General features: G+C 41.4%; 17 protein-coding genes. 12 read left to right on the plus strand and 5 right to left on the minus strand.

The genetic code is table 11. From position 1 onward, the window contains the following. The first annotated feature begins 142 nt into the window (after positions 1-142). Entirely contained in the window at positions 143-1,585 is a 1,443-nt protein-coding gene (locus tag DUL71_RS23160; RefSeq protein WP_114940282.1) for a B12-binding domain-containing radical SAM protein, read from the plus strand. Between the two features lie 111 nt (positions 1,586-1,696). Here the strand turns inward: DUL71_RS23160 and pyrF are convergent, their stop codons facing one another. Then, positions 1,697-2,527 carry an orotidine-5'-phosphate decarboxylase gene (gene pyrF / locus DUL71_RS23165; protein WP_114940283.1) on the minus strand — a complete coding sequence of 277 codons (831 nt, stop codon included), beginning with the start codon at positions 2,525-2,527 and terminating at the stop codon, positions 1,697-1,699. A 366-nt stretch (positions 2,528-2,893) separates the two neighbouring features. On the opposite strand from pyrF, the gene rho reads away from it, so the two are divergent. The 3 genes from rho (at position 2,894) to purS (ending at position 5,582) form a co-directional block, all read left to right on the plus strand. Continuing rightward, the gene (gene rho / locus DUL71_RS23170; RefSeq protein ID WP_114940284.1) at positions 2,894-4,534 is read left to right on the plus strand and encodes a transcription termination factor Rho; all 1,641 of its coding nucleotides are present in this window, start codon (positions 2,894-2,896) and stop codon (positions 4,532-4,534) included. Between the two features lie 90 nt (positions 4,535-4,624). After that, the gene (gene pssA, locus DUL71_RS23175; RefSeq protein WP_091210667.1) at positions 4,625-5,347 is read left to right on the plus strand and encodes a CDP-diacylglycerol--serine O-phosphatidyltransferase; all 723 of its coding nucleotides are present in this window, start codon (positions 4,625-4,627) and stop codon (positions 5,345-5,347) included. Beyond that, complete coding sequence (gene purS / locus DUL71_RS23180) at positions 5,328-5,582, plus strand: phosphoribosylformylglycinamidine synthase subunit PurS (protein ID WP_112574072.1); 255 nt, start codon at positions 5,328-5,330, stop codon at positions 5,580-5,582. Before pssA ends, purS begins: the two co-directional genes overlap by 20 nt. Positions 5,583-5,744: 162 nt before the next feature. Here purS and DUL71_RS23185 read toward each other — a convergent pair whose 3' ends face one another. Both DUL71_RS23185 and folK read right to left on the minus strand, forming a co-directional pair. After that, complete coding sequence (locus DUL71_RS23185) at positions 5,745-6,122, minus strand: Hpt domain-containing protein (RefSeq protein ID WP_112574073.1); 378 nt, start codon at positions 6,120-6,122, stop codon at positions 5,745-5,747. A gap of 16 nt (positions 6,123-6,138) precedes the next feature. Further along, positions 6,139-6,627 (minus strand): 2-amino-4-hydroxy-6-hydroxymethyldihydropteridine diphosphokinase, encoded by a 489-nt coding sequence (gene folK, locus DUL71_RS23190; protein ID WP_114940285.1) that lies wholly within the window; start codon positions 6,625-6,627, stop codon positions 6,139-6,141. A gap of 87 nt (positions 6,628-6,714) precedes the next feature. Between folK and sppA the strand changes: the two genes are divergently transcribed. Then, a complete protein-coding gene (sppA, locus tag DUL71_RS23195) occupies positions 6,715-8,505 on the plus strand; it encodes a signal peptide peptidase SppA (RefSeq protein ID WP_114940286.1) in 1,791 nt (596 codons plus the stop codon). Positions 8,506-8,613: 108 nt separating this feature from the next. Further along, on the plus strand, positions 8,614-8,922 hold the full coding sequence (locus DUL71_RS23200; protein ID WP_154402463.1) for a hypothetical protein: 309 nt from the start codon (positions 8,614-8,616) through the stop codon (positions 8,920-8,922). 34 nt (positions 8,923-8,956) lie between these two features. Here the strand turns inward: DUL71_RS23200 and DUL71_RS23205 are convergent, their stop codons facing one another. Together DUL71_RS23205 and DUL71_RS23210 are read right to left on the minus strand one after the other, a co-directional pair. Then, complete coding sequence (locus DUL71_RS23205; RefSeq protein ID WP_114940288.1) at positions 8,957-9,706, minus strand: ankyrin repeat domain-containing protein; 750 nt, start codon at positions 9,704-9,706, stop codon at positions 8,957-8,959. A gap of 9 nt (positions 9,707-9,715) precedes the next feature. After that, complete coding sequence (locus DUL71_RS23210) at positions 9,716-10,090, minus strand: hypothetical protein (protein ID WP_114940289.1); 375 nt, start codon at positions 10,088-10,090, stop codon at positions 9,716-9,718. Between the two features lie 139 nt (positions 10,091-10,229). Between DUL71_RS23210 and DUL71_RS23215 the strand changes: the two genes are divergently transcribed. From DUL71_RS23215 to DUL71_RS23240, 6 genes are all read left to right on the plus strand, one after another. Further along, positions 10,230-11,903 (plus strand): DNA polymerase/3'-5' exonuclease PolX, encoded by a 1,674-nt coding sequence (locus tag DUL71_RS23215; protein WP_114940290.1) that lies wholly within the window; start codon positions 10,230-10,232, stop codon positions 11,901-11,903. 87 nt (positions 11,904-11,990) lie between these two features. Beyond that, positions 11,991-12,986 carry a D-glycero-beta-D-manno-heptose-7-phosphate kinase gene (gene rfaE1, locus DUL71_RS23220; RefSeq protein WP_114940291.1) on the plus strand — a complete coding sequence of 332 codons (996 nt, stop codon included), beginning with the start codon at positions 11,991-11,993 and terminating at the stop codon, positions 12,984-12,986. A gap of 68 nt (positions 12,987-13,054) precedes the next feature. Continuing rightward, positions 13,055-13,624, plus strand: a complete 570-nt coding sequence (gene gmhA, locus DUL71_RS23225) for a D-sedoheptulose 7-phosphate isomerase (protein WP_114940292.1) — start codon at positions 13,055-13,057, stop codon at positions 13,622-13,624. An 81-nt stretch (positions 13,625-13,705) separates the two neighbouring features. Continuing rightward, the gene (rfaE2, locus tag DUL71_RS23230) at positions 13,706-14,209 is read left to right on the plus strand and encodes a D-glycero-beta-D-manno-heptose 1-phosphate adenylyltransferase (protein ID WP_112574081.1); all 504 of its coding nucleotides are present in this window, start codon (positions 13,706-13,708) and stop codon (positions 14,207-14,209) included. 14 nt (positions 14,210-14,223) lie between these two features. Continuing rightward, positions 14,224-15,189 carry a glycosyltransferase family 9 protein gene (locus DUL71_RS23235; protein WP_114940293.1) on the plus strand — a complete coding sequence of 322 codons (966 nt, stop codon included), beginning with the start codon at positions 14,224-14,226 and terminating at the stop codon, positions 15,187-15,189. A 133-nt stretch (positions 15,190-15,322) separates the two neighbouring features. Next, on the plus strand, positions 15,323-15,943 hold the full coding sequence (locus tag DUL71_RS23240; protein ID WP_114940294.1) for a porin family protein: 621 nt from the start codon (positions 15,323-15,325) through the stop codon (positions 15,941-15,943). Positions 15,944-16,000: the final 57 nt, after the last annotated feature.

Raw genomic sequence — 16,000 nt, forward strand, 5'->3', positions numbered from 1 at the left:
AGATCCTCCACTATCTCTCATGATGACAAAGCTCTTTTAATAAATAATTAATCCCCTATCCAAACTGATCGATATTTCCACTTTGAATTTCTAATTTTATCATTAACTTTGAAATACAAAGTACTTTTAAATATCAAAAACAATGAAAGTAAAATTGATCCTGCCAGCCTTAACCGAAGCCGAAAGTCCTTTTTGGCGCCCGATAAAATATTCACTTTTCCCGCCCTTGGGGTTGGCGACACTTGCGGCCTATCTATCGCCCGATGATGAGATCGACTTACAGGATCAGCACGTAGAAAAACTCAACCTTACTGATCATCCTCATCTTGTAATTATACAGGTATATATAACCAATGCCTACCGGGCTTATAAAATAGCCGATCATTACCGGGCAAAAGGATCGTACGTTATTTTGGGAGGTTTACATGTTACCTCATTACCGCTGGAAGCGGCGCCACATGCCGATAGCATATTTATCGGTCCGGGTGAGGATACTTTCCCTAAATTTTTAATAGATTTTAAGAATGGTTGTCCGCAAAAAATATATCGGTCTACCATCCGAACCCTTGAACGAGTCCCACCAATTCGCCGCGACCTTATCAAGAGACATTTATACCTGGTACCTAATTCAATAGTAGTAACACGTGGCTGTCCGCACCATTGCAGCTTTTGTTATAAAGACGCCTTTTTTGAGGGCGGCCGCACTTTTTATACACAGGAAGTTGATGATGCCCTTGCCGAAATTGACCGTTTGCCAGGTAAACATTTATATTTTTTGGATGATCACCTGCTTGGCAACACAAAATTCGCTTCGGCACTTTTTAGCGGTATGAAGGGCATGAACCGCGTTTTTCAGGGAGCTGCTACCGTCGATTCGATATTACGTGGAAACTTAATTGAACAGGCCGCCGAAGCCGGATTACGTAGCTTATTTGTCGGTTTTGAAACGTTTTCTCCACAAAACCTTAAACAAAGTAATAAAAAGCAAAATCTTGAAAAAGACTATATTAAGGCAGTTAACCGCCTGCATAGCCTGGGCATAATGATTAACGGAAGCTTTGTTTTTGGATTAGATGATGACGACAAAGATGTATTTAAACGTACGGTGGACTGGGGTGTAAAGCATTCCATCACAACGTCAACCTATCATGTGCTTACACCATACCCCGGCACCGAGCTATTTAACAGCATGGAACGCCAGGGCCGGATGCTCACAAAAAACTGGGATTTATATGATACCCGGAAGGTTGTATATCAAACGATAGGTTTAACCGCGCAGGAACTGGAAGATGGCTATTGGTGGGCGTATAAGGAGTTTTATAAATGGAATAATATTCTTAAAGCCAGCATGCACCATGAATCGCACCTGCATAAGCTGAAACATTTCTTTTACGCTGGTGGATGGAAGAAATTTGAACCGGTATGGAACTTCCTGATCAAAACCAAAAGCCTGAATAACACACTACCTGCGCTGGAAACGGTGTTGACTAAGATAAATTTTGGTAAACGAAGGGGTAATGCTATTCCTGATATGGCCGATTTGCCTATTCGACCTTTGCACGTTCAAGCGTCCACGCTTGAATGATTTTTAAGATAAGCGTCCACGCTTACTATTTTAAATAGTTGTTTTTCGTAAGCGTGGACGCTTACTTTTTATATGGTTCAAGCGTGGACGCTTGAACCTGCCTCCTTATGGTTATATCACCCCTGCCTTTTCTAACTCAACCTGCATTTGTTGTTGCAGGCTAAGCGCTTCGGCACGGGCGGCATCGGCAAAATCTTCGCCGTTACTTGCGTACAGGATGGAGCGGGATGAGTTTACCAAAAGACCGCATTCTTTGGTAATACCGTATTTACAAACCTCTTCCAGGCTGCCCCCCTGTGCTCCTACTCCTGGCACCAGTAAAAAGTTATCGGGAGCATATGCACGAATGTTGGTAAACTCGGTACTTTTTGTAGCCCCTACTACATACATGATCCTATCGGCACCGGCCCAGGTATTGGCTTTTTTAATAACATTTTCATATAAATATCCATCTCCGGTTTCCAGGTACTGAAAATCCTTGCTACCTACAGATGAGGTAAGCGCCAGAATAATTACCCATTTGCCCTCATATGCCAGGTATGGCGTAACACTATCATTACCCATATATGGTGTAATGGTGATAGCATCAAAGCTCATCCCGCCCGATTGTTCATCGAAAAACGCTTTGGCATATTTATCGGACGTATTGCCGATATCACCGCGTTTAGCGTCGATGATGCTTAAACAATCTTTCGGCAGGTATTTATAAGTATCAATTAATGCCTGTAAGCCTTTAATACCATAAGCCTCATAAAAGGCGGCGTTAGGCTTATAGGCCACGCACAAATCCTGTGTGGCATCAATAATACGTTTGTTAAATTCAAGTATAGGATCAGGGTATGATCTTAAAAATTCAGGGATCTTATTAATATCGGGATCAAGCCCAACACATAAAAACGATTTCTTTTTTTTGATCTGTTCAATTAACTCCTGGCGAGACATCATCAGCTGCTGAATAATATTTTAATTGTCAAAAAAACTAAAAATTTGGCTTATGTGTTCTTATATAGGTGATATTTATTTAATTAATTTGAAATTAAAGAATAATTGTTTACACTTGCATCGTTTTCCATTGAATTTTTCTTGCACTAAAGAAACAATTTAAATCACCACGCTTTTTATTATCACTTTTATATAATACTTGCATGGGTTTGGATGTTTTACTAAAACAAGGTTTCAAGATCAATTTCTTTCAATTATAGCCTCATATGTTTCAACATGTGGTCAAGCTTTAACACTTGCTTAGAAATTTTTGCCGTTTGAAAACAACTTACAATTAAAAAATCCCATTGAACTATAATTCATATCATGTCTGATAAAATTGAATTGAACGACAAACTCGTTTCTGAGTTGCGCGAAATTGCCAGAAATTTAGGTATTGCTGAGGCCGACGAACTACGTAAAGCTCAGCTTGTTGCCCGCATTATTGAACAACAACAGCTTATTGAAGCCGCCAGGGCCCAGCAAAATCTTGTTGAATCAAATTATACTCCAACTCCAGTTCCGGGTGAAGAACCTGCAGAAACAGCAGAAAAACCACGTAAAAGAGCACGTGTTATAAAAACCAAAGAGTCGGCAAAACCACGCGTTGAAGTTCCGTTGTTAGATGATGCTACTCTTTTTGATACACAGGATGATGAGCCGGTAGCAGATGAATCAGAAAACGAAGTTCCGGTAGTAGCTGCCATTGAAACAGAAGCTCCGCAACCGGGCGAAGCACCGGCCAAAACGGAAGAAGTTGTTCCCGAAGCCCGTCCGCAAAAGTTTGAACGCAGGATCAACAGCAATAATCAAAACCAACAAAAAGCGCAGGAACCGCCAATTAATCTCGACTTTGATAATGTAATTGTAAACGAAGGTGTTTTAGAAATTATGCCTGATGGTTATGGTTTCCTTCGTTCATCTGATTATAACTACCTCACTTCTCCCGACGATATTTACGTATCGCAATCACAGATAAAATTATTTGGTCTTAAAACAGGAGATACCGTTCGCGGAAGCATCCGTCCGCCAAAAGAAGGCGAAAAATACTTCCCGTTGGTACGTGTTGAAGCCATTAACGGCCGTATCCCGGCAGAAGTGCGTGACCGTGTTCCGTTTGACCACTTAACCCCATTGTTCCCATCTGAAAAGCTGAGCCTGTTCACCGATCCGAACAATTATTCAACCCGCATTATGGACCTGTTCTCGCCTATTGGTAAAGGCCAGCGTGGTTTGATCGTGGCGCAGCCAAAAACAGGTAAAACCATGTTATTAAAGGATGTGGCCAATGCTATTGCAAAAAACCATCCGGAAGTATACCTTATTATATTACTGATAGACGAACGTCCGGAAGAGGTTACCGATATGGCCCGCAGCGTACGTGCCGAAGTTGTTTCATCAACCTTTGATGAGCCTGCTGAGCGTCACGTAAAAATTGCCAACATTGTACTTGAAAAAGCAAAACGTATGGTGGAGTGTGGTCACGACGTAGTAATTCTGCTTGATTCTATTACCCGTTTAGCCCGTGCTTATAATACTGTTGCCCCTGCATCAGGTAAAATATTATCAGGTGGTGTTGATGCCAACGCATTACACAAACCTAAACGTTTCTTTGGTGCTGCCCGTAATATTGAGGACGGTGGTTCATTAACTATCATCGCTACTGCACTTACCGAAACAGGCTCAAAAATGGACGAGGTTATTTTTGAGGAGTTTAAAGGTACCGGTAATATGGAGTTACAGCTTGATCGTAAATTATCAAACAAACGTATCTTCCCGGCTATCGATATTACTGCTTCAAGTACCCGCCGCGACGACTTACTGCTTGATCGTGAAACACTTCAACGTGTTTGGATCCTTCGCAACCACCTTGCCGATATGAATTCGCAGGAATCAATGGAGTTTTTACAGGCTCAAATTAGGGGCACAAAAACTAACGAAGAATTTCTGATTTCGATGAATTCGTAATATTTTAGCGATAATGAAGTTATAAGTAAAGTAGAATATTATTTGTAACTTCATTATTACTTAATAATTTCCTGATAATTTCATGGCGAAATGAAGAGACGCGTTAAAAAACACCTCCCGAATGCTATTACCTGTGCCAACCTGTTTAGCGGCTGCATAGGAATTGTTTTCGCCTTTCAGGGTAACCTTGTAGTGGCAGCTTACGCCATTTTTCTTAGTTCGATATTTGATTTTTTTGACGGTCTTGCATCAAGGGTTTTAAATTCTTACTCGTTTATAGGTAAAGATCTCGATTCATTGGCCGATATGGTAAGCTTTGGCGTATTGCCTTCGGTTATTATGTATGAGCTGTTTTTACAAGCGCCGCAAATAAACGGGGTGAGCCAGATATTAAATTTTGTCGCGTTTTTATTACCTGTATTTTCGGCATTGAGGTTGGCAAAATTCAATAACGATACCAGGCAATCAGATAGCTTTATAGGTTTACCAACACCGGCAAACGCCATATTAATAGCTTCATTACCTTTAATAGTACAGCAATATGATGCGTTGGCGCATTATATACTAAACCCTTACTTCCTTACAGTTTTGGTACTGGTAATGTGCTCCCTGTTGGTATCCGAAATACCGTTAATGTCGCTTAAATTTAAGAACCGCGACTTTAACAAAAACATTTTCCGGTATTTACTACTCTTGTTTTCGGCGATACTCATACTATTTTTTAAATTTGTGGCCGTTCCGGTGGTTATATTTATTTATATCACCTTATCCCTGATTCAAACAAAACTCACAAATGACAAAGTTCCAGGCTGAAATCGAAGTAATGCCAAAAAAAGAAATACTTGACCCACAAGGAAAAGCAGTGACCGGCAGTATGAAAAATCTTGGCTTAACCGAAATTCATAACGTGCGCATTGGCAAACACATTACGCTTGAAATTGAAGCCGAGAATGCAGAAGTTGCAAGTGCTAAGGTTGACCAGGCCTGCAAAAGCCTGTTGGCTAACCTGATCATGGAAAGCTATACTTTTAAAATATCAGCCGTTTAAGCTAAAGGCGAAGGGTAAAAGCTGAAAGGTTTTTTATTTTTCTAATCTCATTCAATAATTAAAACTTTTATAAAGTACAAAAGGCAAGTGGAAAAACCTCTTGCCTTTTGTATTTTATGATGATGGCGAAAACCTTTTACCTTTCGCCTTTATCCTTTCACCTTATAAGTTCGCTTCCTTCTCGGCTTTAATTTCCTTTAAAGTGATCAGGTTGGCTGATACCATGCTGTTTACCTGGTTAAACTTTTCAAAAATTTCGGCGGGGTTTTGCCCACCGGCTTTGCAGGCCAGTTCAACTTCCTGAATAGTAGCCTGACTTATAGGCATACCGAAAAATCCAAGATTTGGTTTTAATTTATGTGCGGCCTGTGCGGCTAATGCCCAGTCCTGGTTATTCAACGCGTTGCTGATGGTGTTGAGTAGCTCGGGCGATTGCTCAAGGAACATCCCAATCGAGTCAACAATAAAATCGTCGCTCCCGTCAGCAATCTCGTATAAAAAAGAAAGATCAAGATCCTGATCTGGTGAAATATCTGCCATTATAAAAGCTTTGTGTTTATTCAAAAATATGTTTTTTTACGATTAAGTTATCCTTTAGTTCATCCTTTAGCTGCAAAATATTTTTTTTAAACACAGGATGAATAAAATCAGGCGCTATCTCGGCCAAGGGAATTAACGTAAAACTGCGTTTATACAATTCAGGATGTGGAACTACCAGGTTAAACTCGTGGATCACTTCATCGCCATAAAACAAAATATCAATATCAATAGTACGCGATCCCCACTTAACCTCCCGCTTGCGCCCCATCTCCAGTTCGATACCCAATATTTTTTCTAAAACATCCTGTGCCGAAAGCTCGGTTTGGAGCATCAGCACCTGGTTTAAATAGTCCGGCTCATCAGTTTTCCCCCACGATTGGGTTTCGTAAACCGATGATATCATTTTAACGGGCGCAATTTGGGACGAAATAGCTTCAATCGCTTGTTGCAGAAACAATTCGCGCTTACCGAGGTTACTCCCAAGTAGTAAAAAAACATCAATCATGTTGTAACAAATATAATGGAAACCGCTCTTAGCATTATACGGTGCCTTATTACTAAGTTTGCATAGTTAAAAAGATTTATAACATTAATGAAACAATTCTTCAAATTCGTTCTGGCCACTATTGTAGGGGTAATTATTTCAGGCATAATAATAGGTGTAATAGGAGCTGGCATTATTGTCGGCCTCATCGCATCAGCCGGTAGCGATAAAACGGTAGATGTTAGTCCCAACTCTATTTTGTACATGTCGCTTAAAAATCAGATAGTTGAACGTACCCCCAACAATCCGCTTGCCGATCTGGACTTTTTAGGATTGAATGACAATAAATCGATAGGGCTAAATGATATCCTGGCCGATATTAAAAAAGCTAAAACCGATAATAACATAAAAGGCATATACCTGGATGAAAGTTATATGACTGCCGGCCAGGCTACTACCGAAGAGATCCGCAACGCGCTTATCGACTTCAAAAAATCGGGCAAATTTATTATTGCCTATGCCGAGGTATATACCCAGGGCTTTTACTACCTCGCTTCTGTTGCAGATAAGGTTTATATTAACCCCAAAGGTATTTTTGAATTTCATGGATTCAGCTCACAAACTACTTTCCTGAAAGGAGCTTTGGATAAGCTAGGCATTGAAGCGCAGATCATTAAGGTTGGCACTTATAAAAGCGCTGTAGAGCCTTTGTTCCTGACCAAAATGAGTGATGCCAATAAACTTCAGGTAACTTCATATCTGGGTTCATTGTATGATCATTTTTTAACCGGCATCAGCAAAAGCCGCGGTGTTAGCAAAGATTCATTATTTAGCTACGCCGATAACATGCGCATCCAGTTCCCCGAAGATGCTTATAAACTGAAACTGGTTGACGGATTGAAATATAAAGACGAGATCCTGGACGACCTGAAAAAACGTACCGGTACCGATTTAAAAGACGATTTAAAAAGCGTTGACCTTAAAGACTACGCAAAAAATAAAACCGATGATTCTGACGATAAGGAAGATGATTCATCATCAAAAAATCGCATCGCTATAGTGTATGCATCGGGCGATATTACCGGCGGCGAGAGTGACGACAATAACATCGGTTCAGAAACATTATCCAAGGCACTACGCAAGGCTCGTTTAGATAACAAAGTAAAAGCTGTGGTACTGCGTGTAAATTCACCGGGCGGCAGCTCATTAGCATCAGATGTGATTTGGCGCGAGGTAAAACTCATCCATGAAAAGAAACCGATCATTGTCTCGATGGGTGATTACGCGGCATCAGGTGGCTATTACATTTCATGTGCTGCCGATTCAATCATCGCACAACCTAACACCATAACCGGCTCTATTGGTATTTTCGCGGTGTTGCCTAACATGCAAAAATTGTTTAATGATAAGCTGGGCGTAACATTTGACGGTGTAAAAACCGGCAAATATGCCGATCTGGGCGATATCAGTCGCCCGCTGAGCCCGGAAGAGCGTTTGATATTGCAAAACAGTGTAAACCACGGTTATGACGAATTTACCAAGGCTGTTGCCGACGGTCGTGGTAAAACACAGGCCTACATCAACAGCATTGGCCAGGGCCGCGTGTGGACAGGCGAACAAGCCCTGAAAATTGGACTGGTTGACCGCTTAGGAAATATAAATGACGCTATTGCCTCTGCCGCTAAAAAAGCGAAGATCAAAAACTATAACATTGTAAACTACCCAGAGCAAAAAAGTATTTTCAGCAAAGTGGGCAGCGGCTTAAGTGCCGAGGTACAAACCCGCATGGTAAAAAATGAGCTTGGCGAAAACTACAGGATTTATCAACAGATAAAAGGCATCACTCAAATGATGCGCACCCCGCAAGCCCGCCTTCCTTACGACCTTGTGATCAAATAAAATTTCATTAATACATACATTTTGATTGTGAAAAGCCGCCCGTTTGGGTGGCTTTTTTTTACTTTTTAGGTGATGGTTAAATATAATCATCACCAACCTATAACCTATATGGAACTTTATAAAACGGACAAACTAAAAAACATCATTATACATATTGATGCTTTAGAAGATGATATGGTTGTATTTACAGCAACCGAACTACCAGCGGTAGATTGTGATGCTTTTGTTTATAGATTTTCAGAAGATGAGCAAGTTTTCACAAAAATTGGAAGTATATATTATTTATTAGAAGTAGACCTGATTAAAGATGTGATTGAAGTCTGGAATGATTACACACTAAACGAAAGAGCTTCGCCAGAGGACATCACCGAGGCTGTTATTTATTATGCGGTAAACGATGCGTACAAACAAGAATAAGTTTATTTTGGCGCAAGGTGCAAGTAAAAGTTACCTACCCCCTCTTCAAATAGGCATTCGGTATATTCTTTGGCGTATAGTCAATTCCGTAAGCATGTTTTATGAGCAGGCTTACCACCTCCATAATGGTTTGCTCCTTACGATGAAACTGCGGCAATGAACCCATCATGGCGTAACTTATTGGATTTACCGAAGGGATAAACGTTTCCCATTCATATCCCCTGCCCCAGATCAGACCTTTAACCGTATACAACAGATCGGCTCCGTTTTGCAGCAAAAAATGAAGCATATCAATCGAACTGTTGCCATTTTGATTAACCGTATGAAAAACAGGCGTATGTCCGCCGAAACCATATTCATCATATGCGGCTTTAGCATTTACATGAGCGCCATGCTGTAGTAGTATTTTGGCGCAGGCAAGGCTATTGTATTCGGCACAAAAATGCATTAAGGTGCCGCCGGTTAATGGCGTGTAGGTATTATTATATAAAGAGTATGTTTTGTCAACAACTGAAGCATCCGTACTTAAAGCCTGCGTTAACATCCCTTCATCATGAGCCAAAACCGCCAGCAAGGCCTTGTCTTCGTATTCAAGTCCGGCATCAATAAACGCTCTTACACAATCCTTAAACCGGGGGCCGCGGGCATACATTTCAACCATCATGGTAAAAACCGGCATCCCGTCATGAATTTCATTCGGACTGCCGCCTTTATTAAAATACGCTTTGATCTCATCAACTGCATGAGTTTCGGCCGCGTAAAGGATGTCGTTGTAATTGGGCATGGCTTTAAATCATTTAGATTCCATTTTTATTTCGTTGTTATCGATAGCACCTTCTAAATCTATCACAATTTCTTTAGCCAGATATGCCGGAGCATCGCTTAAATAACCCACGGCATAATATTTACTATGCTGTTTTATTATTTTGAGTATACCACCCTTTTGTTTAGAAACAATAGCGGGTAAAGGGTCATCCATTCTTTTATTGTTGCTTATAAATACAAAATTTTTATCCGGTTTGGCCCCATAAAGCAACTGAATCTTTTGCATCGGATAAATTTTAATGTTTTTATAAACAAGCGTATCATTTTTATAAACGGCATCCTGGGCTAAGGCTATGCTGATACCGGAAAATATAAATCCCAGTAAAAAGGCTACTTTTTTCATGATTTGTGATTAGACGTTTAGTGTATCTAATATAAGCGAATACTTTCAAAACTAATTATGTAACGCTCTCATAAAACAAACCCTCTCCTTAAGCTGTCATTACAATGGCTTTTTGTATTTTTACCGCCTCATTGTATTTATGGAAAACAAACCCATAGCCCGCACGCTTCGTTTACTATCGCAACTCATGGAACTCCATGAGGCTAATCCATTTAAGATCAAATCGGTAGCAAACGCGGCCTTTAAGGTTGATAAACTTCCCTTTCCTATCGCCGGCAAAAAACTGGACGAACTGGAAAAGATTGATGGCATAGGCAAAAGCATAGCCGGCAAAGTAGCCGAACTACTTGAAACCGGCACCATGACCGAACTACAGGACATGTTGGATAAAACGCCGGCCGGTGTGGTTGAAATGATGGGTATCAAAGGTATAGGCCCTAAAAAGGTAGCCATTATCTGGAAAGAACTGGGCATTGAAAATACCGGCGAACTTTTTTATGCCTGCAATGAAAACCGCTTGATTGAAGCCAAAGGCTTCGGACTTAAAACGCAGGAAGAGATCCGTAAGGCTATTGAATTCAGGATGGCGAGCAATGGCAAATTCCTTTTTGCGCAGGTTGAAAAGGAAGCTAATGAGTTGATGGATGAAGTAAAGGCCATTTTCCCTGATGCGCTGAAACATTTCGCAGGTGAATTCAGGCGTTTAAATGAGATCATTACCGAAATTGTGATTGTAGTTGGCAGTCTTAACCAGGATTTGGCTTACAACGCGTTGGTAAATTCTACTATTCTTTGCAATGTAAGTCAAAATAAAAATCATATCCAGGGCGAACTGCAAAATGGCTTGCTGGTTGATATTGTTTGTGTTGATAAAGCGGACTATTATTATGAACTGTTTGTTAATACCGGCACAGATGACCATGTACAGGCTGTTTTTGACAGGATCAACACACCGATAGAACAACCTGCGAGTGAGGAGTTGATCTACACCAAAGCCGGTTTAGCCTGGATGCAACCCGAACTACGCGAGGGCACCCTGTTTATTGAAAAAGCCGAAAAGAACGAACTGCCAACGCTGATTAACTGGCATGATCTGAAAGGCACGCTCCATAACCACAGTACCTGGAGCGATGGGGTAAACACTATTGAAGAAATGGCGCTTTACTGCCGGGATACCCTGAAACTGGAATACCTGGGCATGTGCGATCACAGCAAAAGCGCCTTTTACGCTAAAGGACTGAGCATTGAACGGGTATTACAGCAACATGACGAAATAGATGCCCTGAATAAAAATATCGACGGCTTTCATATTTTTAAAGGTATTGAGTCGGACATTTTGTATGATGGTTCGCTTGATTATCCTGATGAGATCCTGCAAAAATTTGATTTCATTGTAGCCTCTGTGCACTCAATCCTTAAAATGGACGAGGAAAAGGCAACTTCAAGGCTGATCACCGCAATCGAGAATCCGTATACAACCATATTGGGGCACCCTACCGGCAGGCTTTTATTAAGTCGTGGCGGTTATCCTATCAATTATAAAAAAGTGATAGACGCATGTGCTGCCAACAACGTAGTTATTGAGATCAATGCCAACCCGTTGCGTCTTGACCTCGACTGGCGCTGGCATCAATATGCTTTAGATAAAGGTGTTATGCTTTCCATAAACCCTGATGCCCACCGCATTGAAGGTTTTACAGATATGCATTACGGCATCCTTGCAGCACGTAAAGGCGGCTTATATAAGGAGATGTGCATGAATGCTATGTCGCTGGATGAAATTACAAAAGCGTTTGCGGCTAAAAGAGGTTAGTGATTAGAGATAGGAGATTAGTTTTCGAGGTATATAGCCGATAAAACAATGACCTAATGACGCAATGAAATAATGACTAAAAATTAAATGAACCACCTAAAAGACAAAGTACAATCCATACAGGCAGCTGCACACAAACCGGCAATACTGGTTATTGGCGACCTTATGGTTGATCATTATATATGGGGCAATGCTACCCGCCTTTCGCCCGAGGCACCTGTACCTATTGTAAACGTAAAAAACGAAACTACTACATTGGGTGGTGCCGGCAACGTGGTTCAAAACCTGGTATCATTAGGGGCTAAGGTTATTGTTGCAGGGGTAATTGGCAATGATCAGGCAGCAGGCGAATTAATCAAGATACTGACAGATGAAGGTGTTGAAACGGACACCATTATAAAGGATAACGACAGGCCAACTACAGTTAAAACCCGTGTTGTTGTCGGCAGCCATCAACTGGTACGGGTTGACCGTGAAGTTACCGACGAAGTATCGGAACCGATTGCCAATGAGCTCATCAGCAAATTAAACAGCCATATTGATGGTGCTGATATGGTTCTTTTATCTGATTATAACAAAGGCTTGTTTTCGCCGTTTTTAACGCAAGGCATTATAAAGGCCGCGAATGCTAAAGGCAAAAAAGTGATCATCGACCCTAAAGGGCTTAATTACGAAAAATATAAGGGTGCTTTTATCATCAAACCTAACCGCAAGGAACTGTCTGAAGCCGCTAAAACCGAGAAGATCAACTCGATAGAAAGCCTACAGCATGCAGGGCAGGTTATTTTTGAGCAAACGGGTACGCAATACATTGTAGTTACTTTGTCTGAAGAGGGCATGGTAATACTAAGTGAGCAGGATCATAAAAGCTTACCGGTAAAAGCAACCGAAGTTTTTGATGTAACCGGTGCCGGCGATACTGTATTAGCAACAATGGCTTACTTTATGGCCGGTGGCTTAAGCATTGAAGACTCATGCGAACTGGCCAACCATGCCGCCGCCATAGTGATCCGCAGGGTAGGCAGTGCCACAACTACTGTAGATGAGATAGTTGAAGATATATTAAAGTCAGCAGCTAATTGAGGTTAAAGGGAAAAGGTCAAAGGCGAAAGGTCAGAAAAAATGACCAAATGACCTAATGAAATAAATTAATGAACAAAATTCAAATATTAAACGAACTTAAAGATCATCAGGATACCCTGCAAAAGGTAATTGATACCCTTAGCGGCGATATTGAGGCAGCCTGTGAAATGATCACATCAACCATAAAAAGCGGCAACAAGGTACTACTGGCCGGCAATGGCGGCAGTGCTGCCGATGCCCAGCATATTGCAGCCGAACTTAGCGGTCGTTTTGTAAAAGACCGTAAACCTTTGCCTGGCATTGCTTTAACAGTTGATACTTCGGCACTTACTTCTATTGCCAATGACTATGGTTATGAGCACGTGTTTTCGCGTCAGGTAGAGGCATTTGGCAAACCGGGCGATTTATTCATCGGTATTTCAACCAGTGGTAACAGTCCGGGGATATTGGCGGCGTTTGAATCAGCTAAAAAACTGGAGCTTAAAACCTTAGGCCTTTCGGGCAGGGATGGCGGTAAAATGAATGGCCTTTGCCAATTGAATGTTATTGTGCCGTCAAACATCACCGCGCGCATCCAGGAAATGCATATTCTTATTGGGCATATCCTGTGTACTGCCGTGGATAATCTTTTTGAATAACAGTAGGTAGAGGCGCGTCACATGCGTCTTTTTAAATGATAAAACGAAGACGCATCTGATGCGTCTCCACAGGAAAACTAAATGAGAACAGGTTTCGAAAAAACACTTCTTGATAAAATAACTGATCAACCATCGTTGCAGTCCCAAATCAAAAACTGGCAAGCCGAAGGTAAAAAAGTGGTGTTTACCAATGGCGTGTTTGACCTGTTGCACATTGGGCACCTCACCTACCTGGCCAAAGCAGCCGAACTTGGCGATAAGCTGGTGATTGGTCTCAATGCCGATAGCTCGGTAAGACGTATCAAAGGCCCAACCCGCCCGGTAAACGATCAAAATAGCCGTGCCGCATTATTGGCAGCCCTATTTTTTGTGGATGCCATTGTTGTTTTTGAAGAAGATACACCGCTTAACCTGATCAGTTCGCTCCTGCCCGATATCCTGGTAAAAGGCGCGGATTACGCGGTTGAGAACATTGTAGGCGCCAAAGAAGTGATAGCCAACGGAGGCGAGGTTAAAACTATTAATTTTGTTGAGGGATATTCGTCAACCTCGATAATCGAAAAAATCAGGAACCAGATTTCCTGAGCCCAAATAACAACATGAAGATACTGGTGATCCGCTTTAGCTCGATGGGTGATATAATATATACCACACCTGTTGTACGCTGTCTAAAAAAGCAGGTCCCCAATGCCGAGGTCCACTTTTTAACAAAACCAGCCTTCAAATACATTTACGATAATAATCCTTACGTTGATAAACTACTGTTACTAAAACCTTCCTTAACAGATACGATCAACGAGATAAAAGCCGAAAAGTACGATCAGATCATCGATCTGCATAATAACCTTCGCACCAGTATCATTAAGCTGCGTACAGGGGTTAAGGCATCAACCTATAAAAAACAACCTATCCTCAAATGGCTGAGTTTAAAGCTGAAGCGCAACCTGGTAAGCAAGGATCATTTGGTTGACAGGTATTTAAAAGCTGTTAAATTCTTAGGCGTAGTTAATGATGATAATCCTATCGACTACTATATCAAAGCCGAGCATGATATAACCAGACTGCTCCCCCTAAGTCATCATAGCGGATACGTAGCATTTGTAATTGGCGCAACACATTTCACCAAGCGCATGCCCAATTACAAGATCATCAGCATTTGTAAACAGCTTCAGTTGCCTGTTTTATTGCTGGGTGGCAATGATGTAAAAGCCAATGGCGATGAAATTGCCGAGGCAGCAGGCACCTCCGTTTATAACGCGTGTGGCATTACCTCCCTTGATGAATCCGTTTACCTGGTATCGAAAGCTAAAAATGTAATAGGTTTTGATACCGGTCTCACTCACATTGCCGAGGCTTTTAACGTGCCAATAGCATCTGTATGGGGCGGTACCACGCCCGATCTGCTGGGCGTTTGGCCTTATAAAGTAAAAGAAGTATTGGTTGCAGGCGTTGATCTATCCTGTCGCCCCTGTTCAAAATTCGGTCTTGAGAAATGCCCGCTTGGGCACTTTAAGTGTATGAACGATATGCCTGAGGCAGATATCGTAAATTTCTCCAATCGATAACACAACATCGTAAAACATTGCGTAAGTAATACTTACAAGCACACTACTGTTAATATCCCACAAAAAATACCAGATACACTTTATACTAAGTGTATTTGTGTAGCTTTGTGAATTAACTTAAAATCCTTACACCATGAAAAAAACCTTACTAAGCCTGTGCCTTTTAATGGCATCTTTTGCCGCGTTTGCTCAATTACCAACCTTTGGTGTTAAAGGTGGCGTAAACTTCGCTACTTTACATGCAACAGTTGATGGATTTAGTGGCTCCGGCAATTCCGGCAGCTTAACCTCATTCAATGTAGGCGCTTTTGTCGACTTTAAATTTGGCAACTTATCATTGCAACCGGCCCTGAACTTTACCGGTAAAGGCGGTTCGTCAAGCTTCGCTGTCGACGATGAAGCAAGCTCAAACAGCAAAGTAAAACTTTACTACTTGCAGGTACCTGTAAACGTTGTTTATCATGTTCCTGCTGTTGTTGGCGACTTTTATTTTGGTGCCGGCCCGTACCTTGGCATGGGTATTTCAGGAAAAGCAAAAGATGATAGCGGCAACTCTGAAGACATTAAATTTGGCAGCAGCCAGGATCAGATCAAAAGAACCGATGCCGGTTTAGACGCTATTGTTGGCTTTAAATTCAAAACCGGGTTCCTTATCAATGCCAATTATGACTGGGGATTAACCAATATTACCAATGTTAATGGTATTAAACTTACAAACCGCGTTTTCGGCGTTTCAGTTGGTTACGCGTTCTAATTAAAACAGGGAAAAAAGGGGCTTTTTGTCCATCTCTTTTAAAAAGGAGAAGCTTTC

Origin of the sequence: Mucilaginibacter endophyticus, assembly GCF_003351025.1 — a bacterium.
GTDB lineage: Bacteria > Bacteroidota > Bacteroidia > Sphingobacteriales > Sphingobacteriaceae > Mucilaginibacter > Mucilaginibacter endophyticus.

Bases quoted from the DNA above. Each gene is read 5' to 3' on its own strand.
- DUL71_RS23235 (WP_114940293.1), top strand. From the start codon at position 14,224: ATGAAGATACTGGTGATCCGCTTTAGCTCGATGGGTGATATAATATAT.
- DUL71_RS23185 (WP_112574073.1), bottom strand. From the start codon at position 6,122: ATGGCAGATATTTCACCAGATCAGGATCTTGATCTTTCTTTTTTATAC.
- rfaE2 (WP_112574081.1), top strand. From the start codon at position 13,706: ATGAGAACAGGTTTCGAAAAAACACTTCTTGATAAAATAACTGATCAA.
- rho (WP_114940284.1), top strand. From the start codon at position 2,894: ATGTCTGATAAAATTGAATTGAACGACAAACTCGTTTCTGAGTTGCGC.
- DUL71_RS23210 (WP_114940289.1), bottom strand. From the start codon at position 10,090: ATGAAAAAAGTAGCCTTTTTACTGGGATTTATATTTTCCGGTATCAGC.
- DUL71_RS23215 (WP_114940290.1), top strand. From the start codon at position 10,230: ATGGAAAACAAACCCATAGCCCGCACGCTTCGTTTACTATCGCAACTC.
- DUL71_RS23240 (WP_114940294.1), top strand. From the start codon at position 15,323: ATGAAAAAAACCTTACTAAGCCTGTGCCTTTTAATGGCATCTTTTGCC.
- DUL71_RS23160 (WP_114940282.1), top strand. From the start codon at position 143: ATGAAAGTAAAATTGATCCTGCCAGCCTTAACCGAAGCCGAAAGTCCT.
- sppA (WP_114940286.1), top strand. From the start codon at position 6,715: ATGAAACAATTCTTCAAATTCGTTCTGGCCACTATTGTAGGGGTAATT.
- gmhA (WP_114940292.1), top strand. From the start codon at position 13,055: ATGAACAAAATTCAAATATTAAACGAACTTAAAGATCATCAGGATACC.
- DUL71_RS23205 (WP_114940288.1), bottom strand. From the start codon at position 9,706: ATGCCCAATTACAACGACATCCTTTACGCGGCCGAAACTCATGCAGTT.
- DUL71_RS23200 (WP_154402463.1), top strand. From the start codon at position 8,614: ATGGAACTTTATAAAACGGACAAACTAAAAAACATCATTATACATATT.
- rfaE1 (WP_114940291.1), top strand. From the start codon at position 11,991: ATGAACCACCTAAAAGACAAAGTACAATCCATACAGGCAGCTGCACAC.
- folK (WP_114940285.1), bottom strand. From the start codon at position 6,627: ATGATTGATGTTTTTTTACTACTTGGGAGTAACCTCGGTAAGCGCGAA.
- pssA (WP_091210667.1), top strand. From the start codon at position 4,625: ATGAAGAGACGCGTTAAAAAACACCTCCCGAATGCTATTACCTGTGCC.
- purS (WP_112574072.1), top strand. From the start codon at position 5,328: ATGACAAAGTTCCAGGCTGAAATCGAAGTAATGCCAAAAAAAGAAATA.
- pyrF (WP_114940283.1), bottom strand. From the start codon at position 2,527: ATGTCTCGCCAGGAGTTAATTGAACAGATCAAAAAAAAGAAATCGTTT.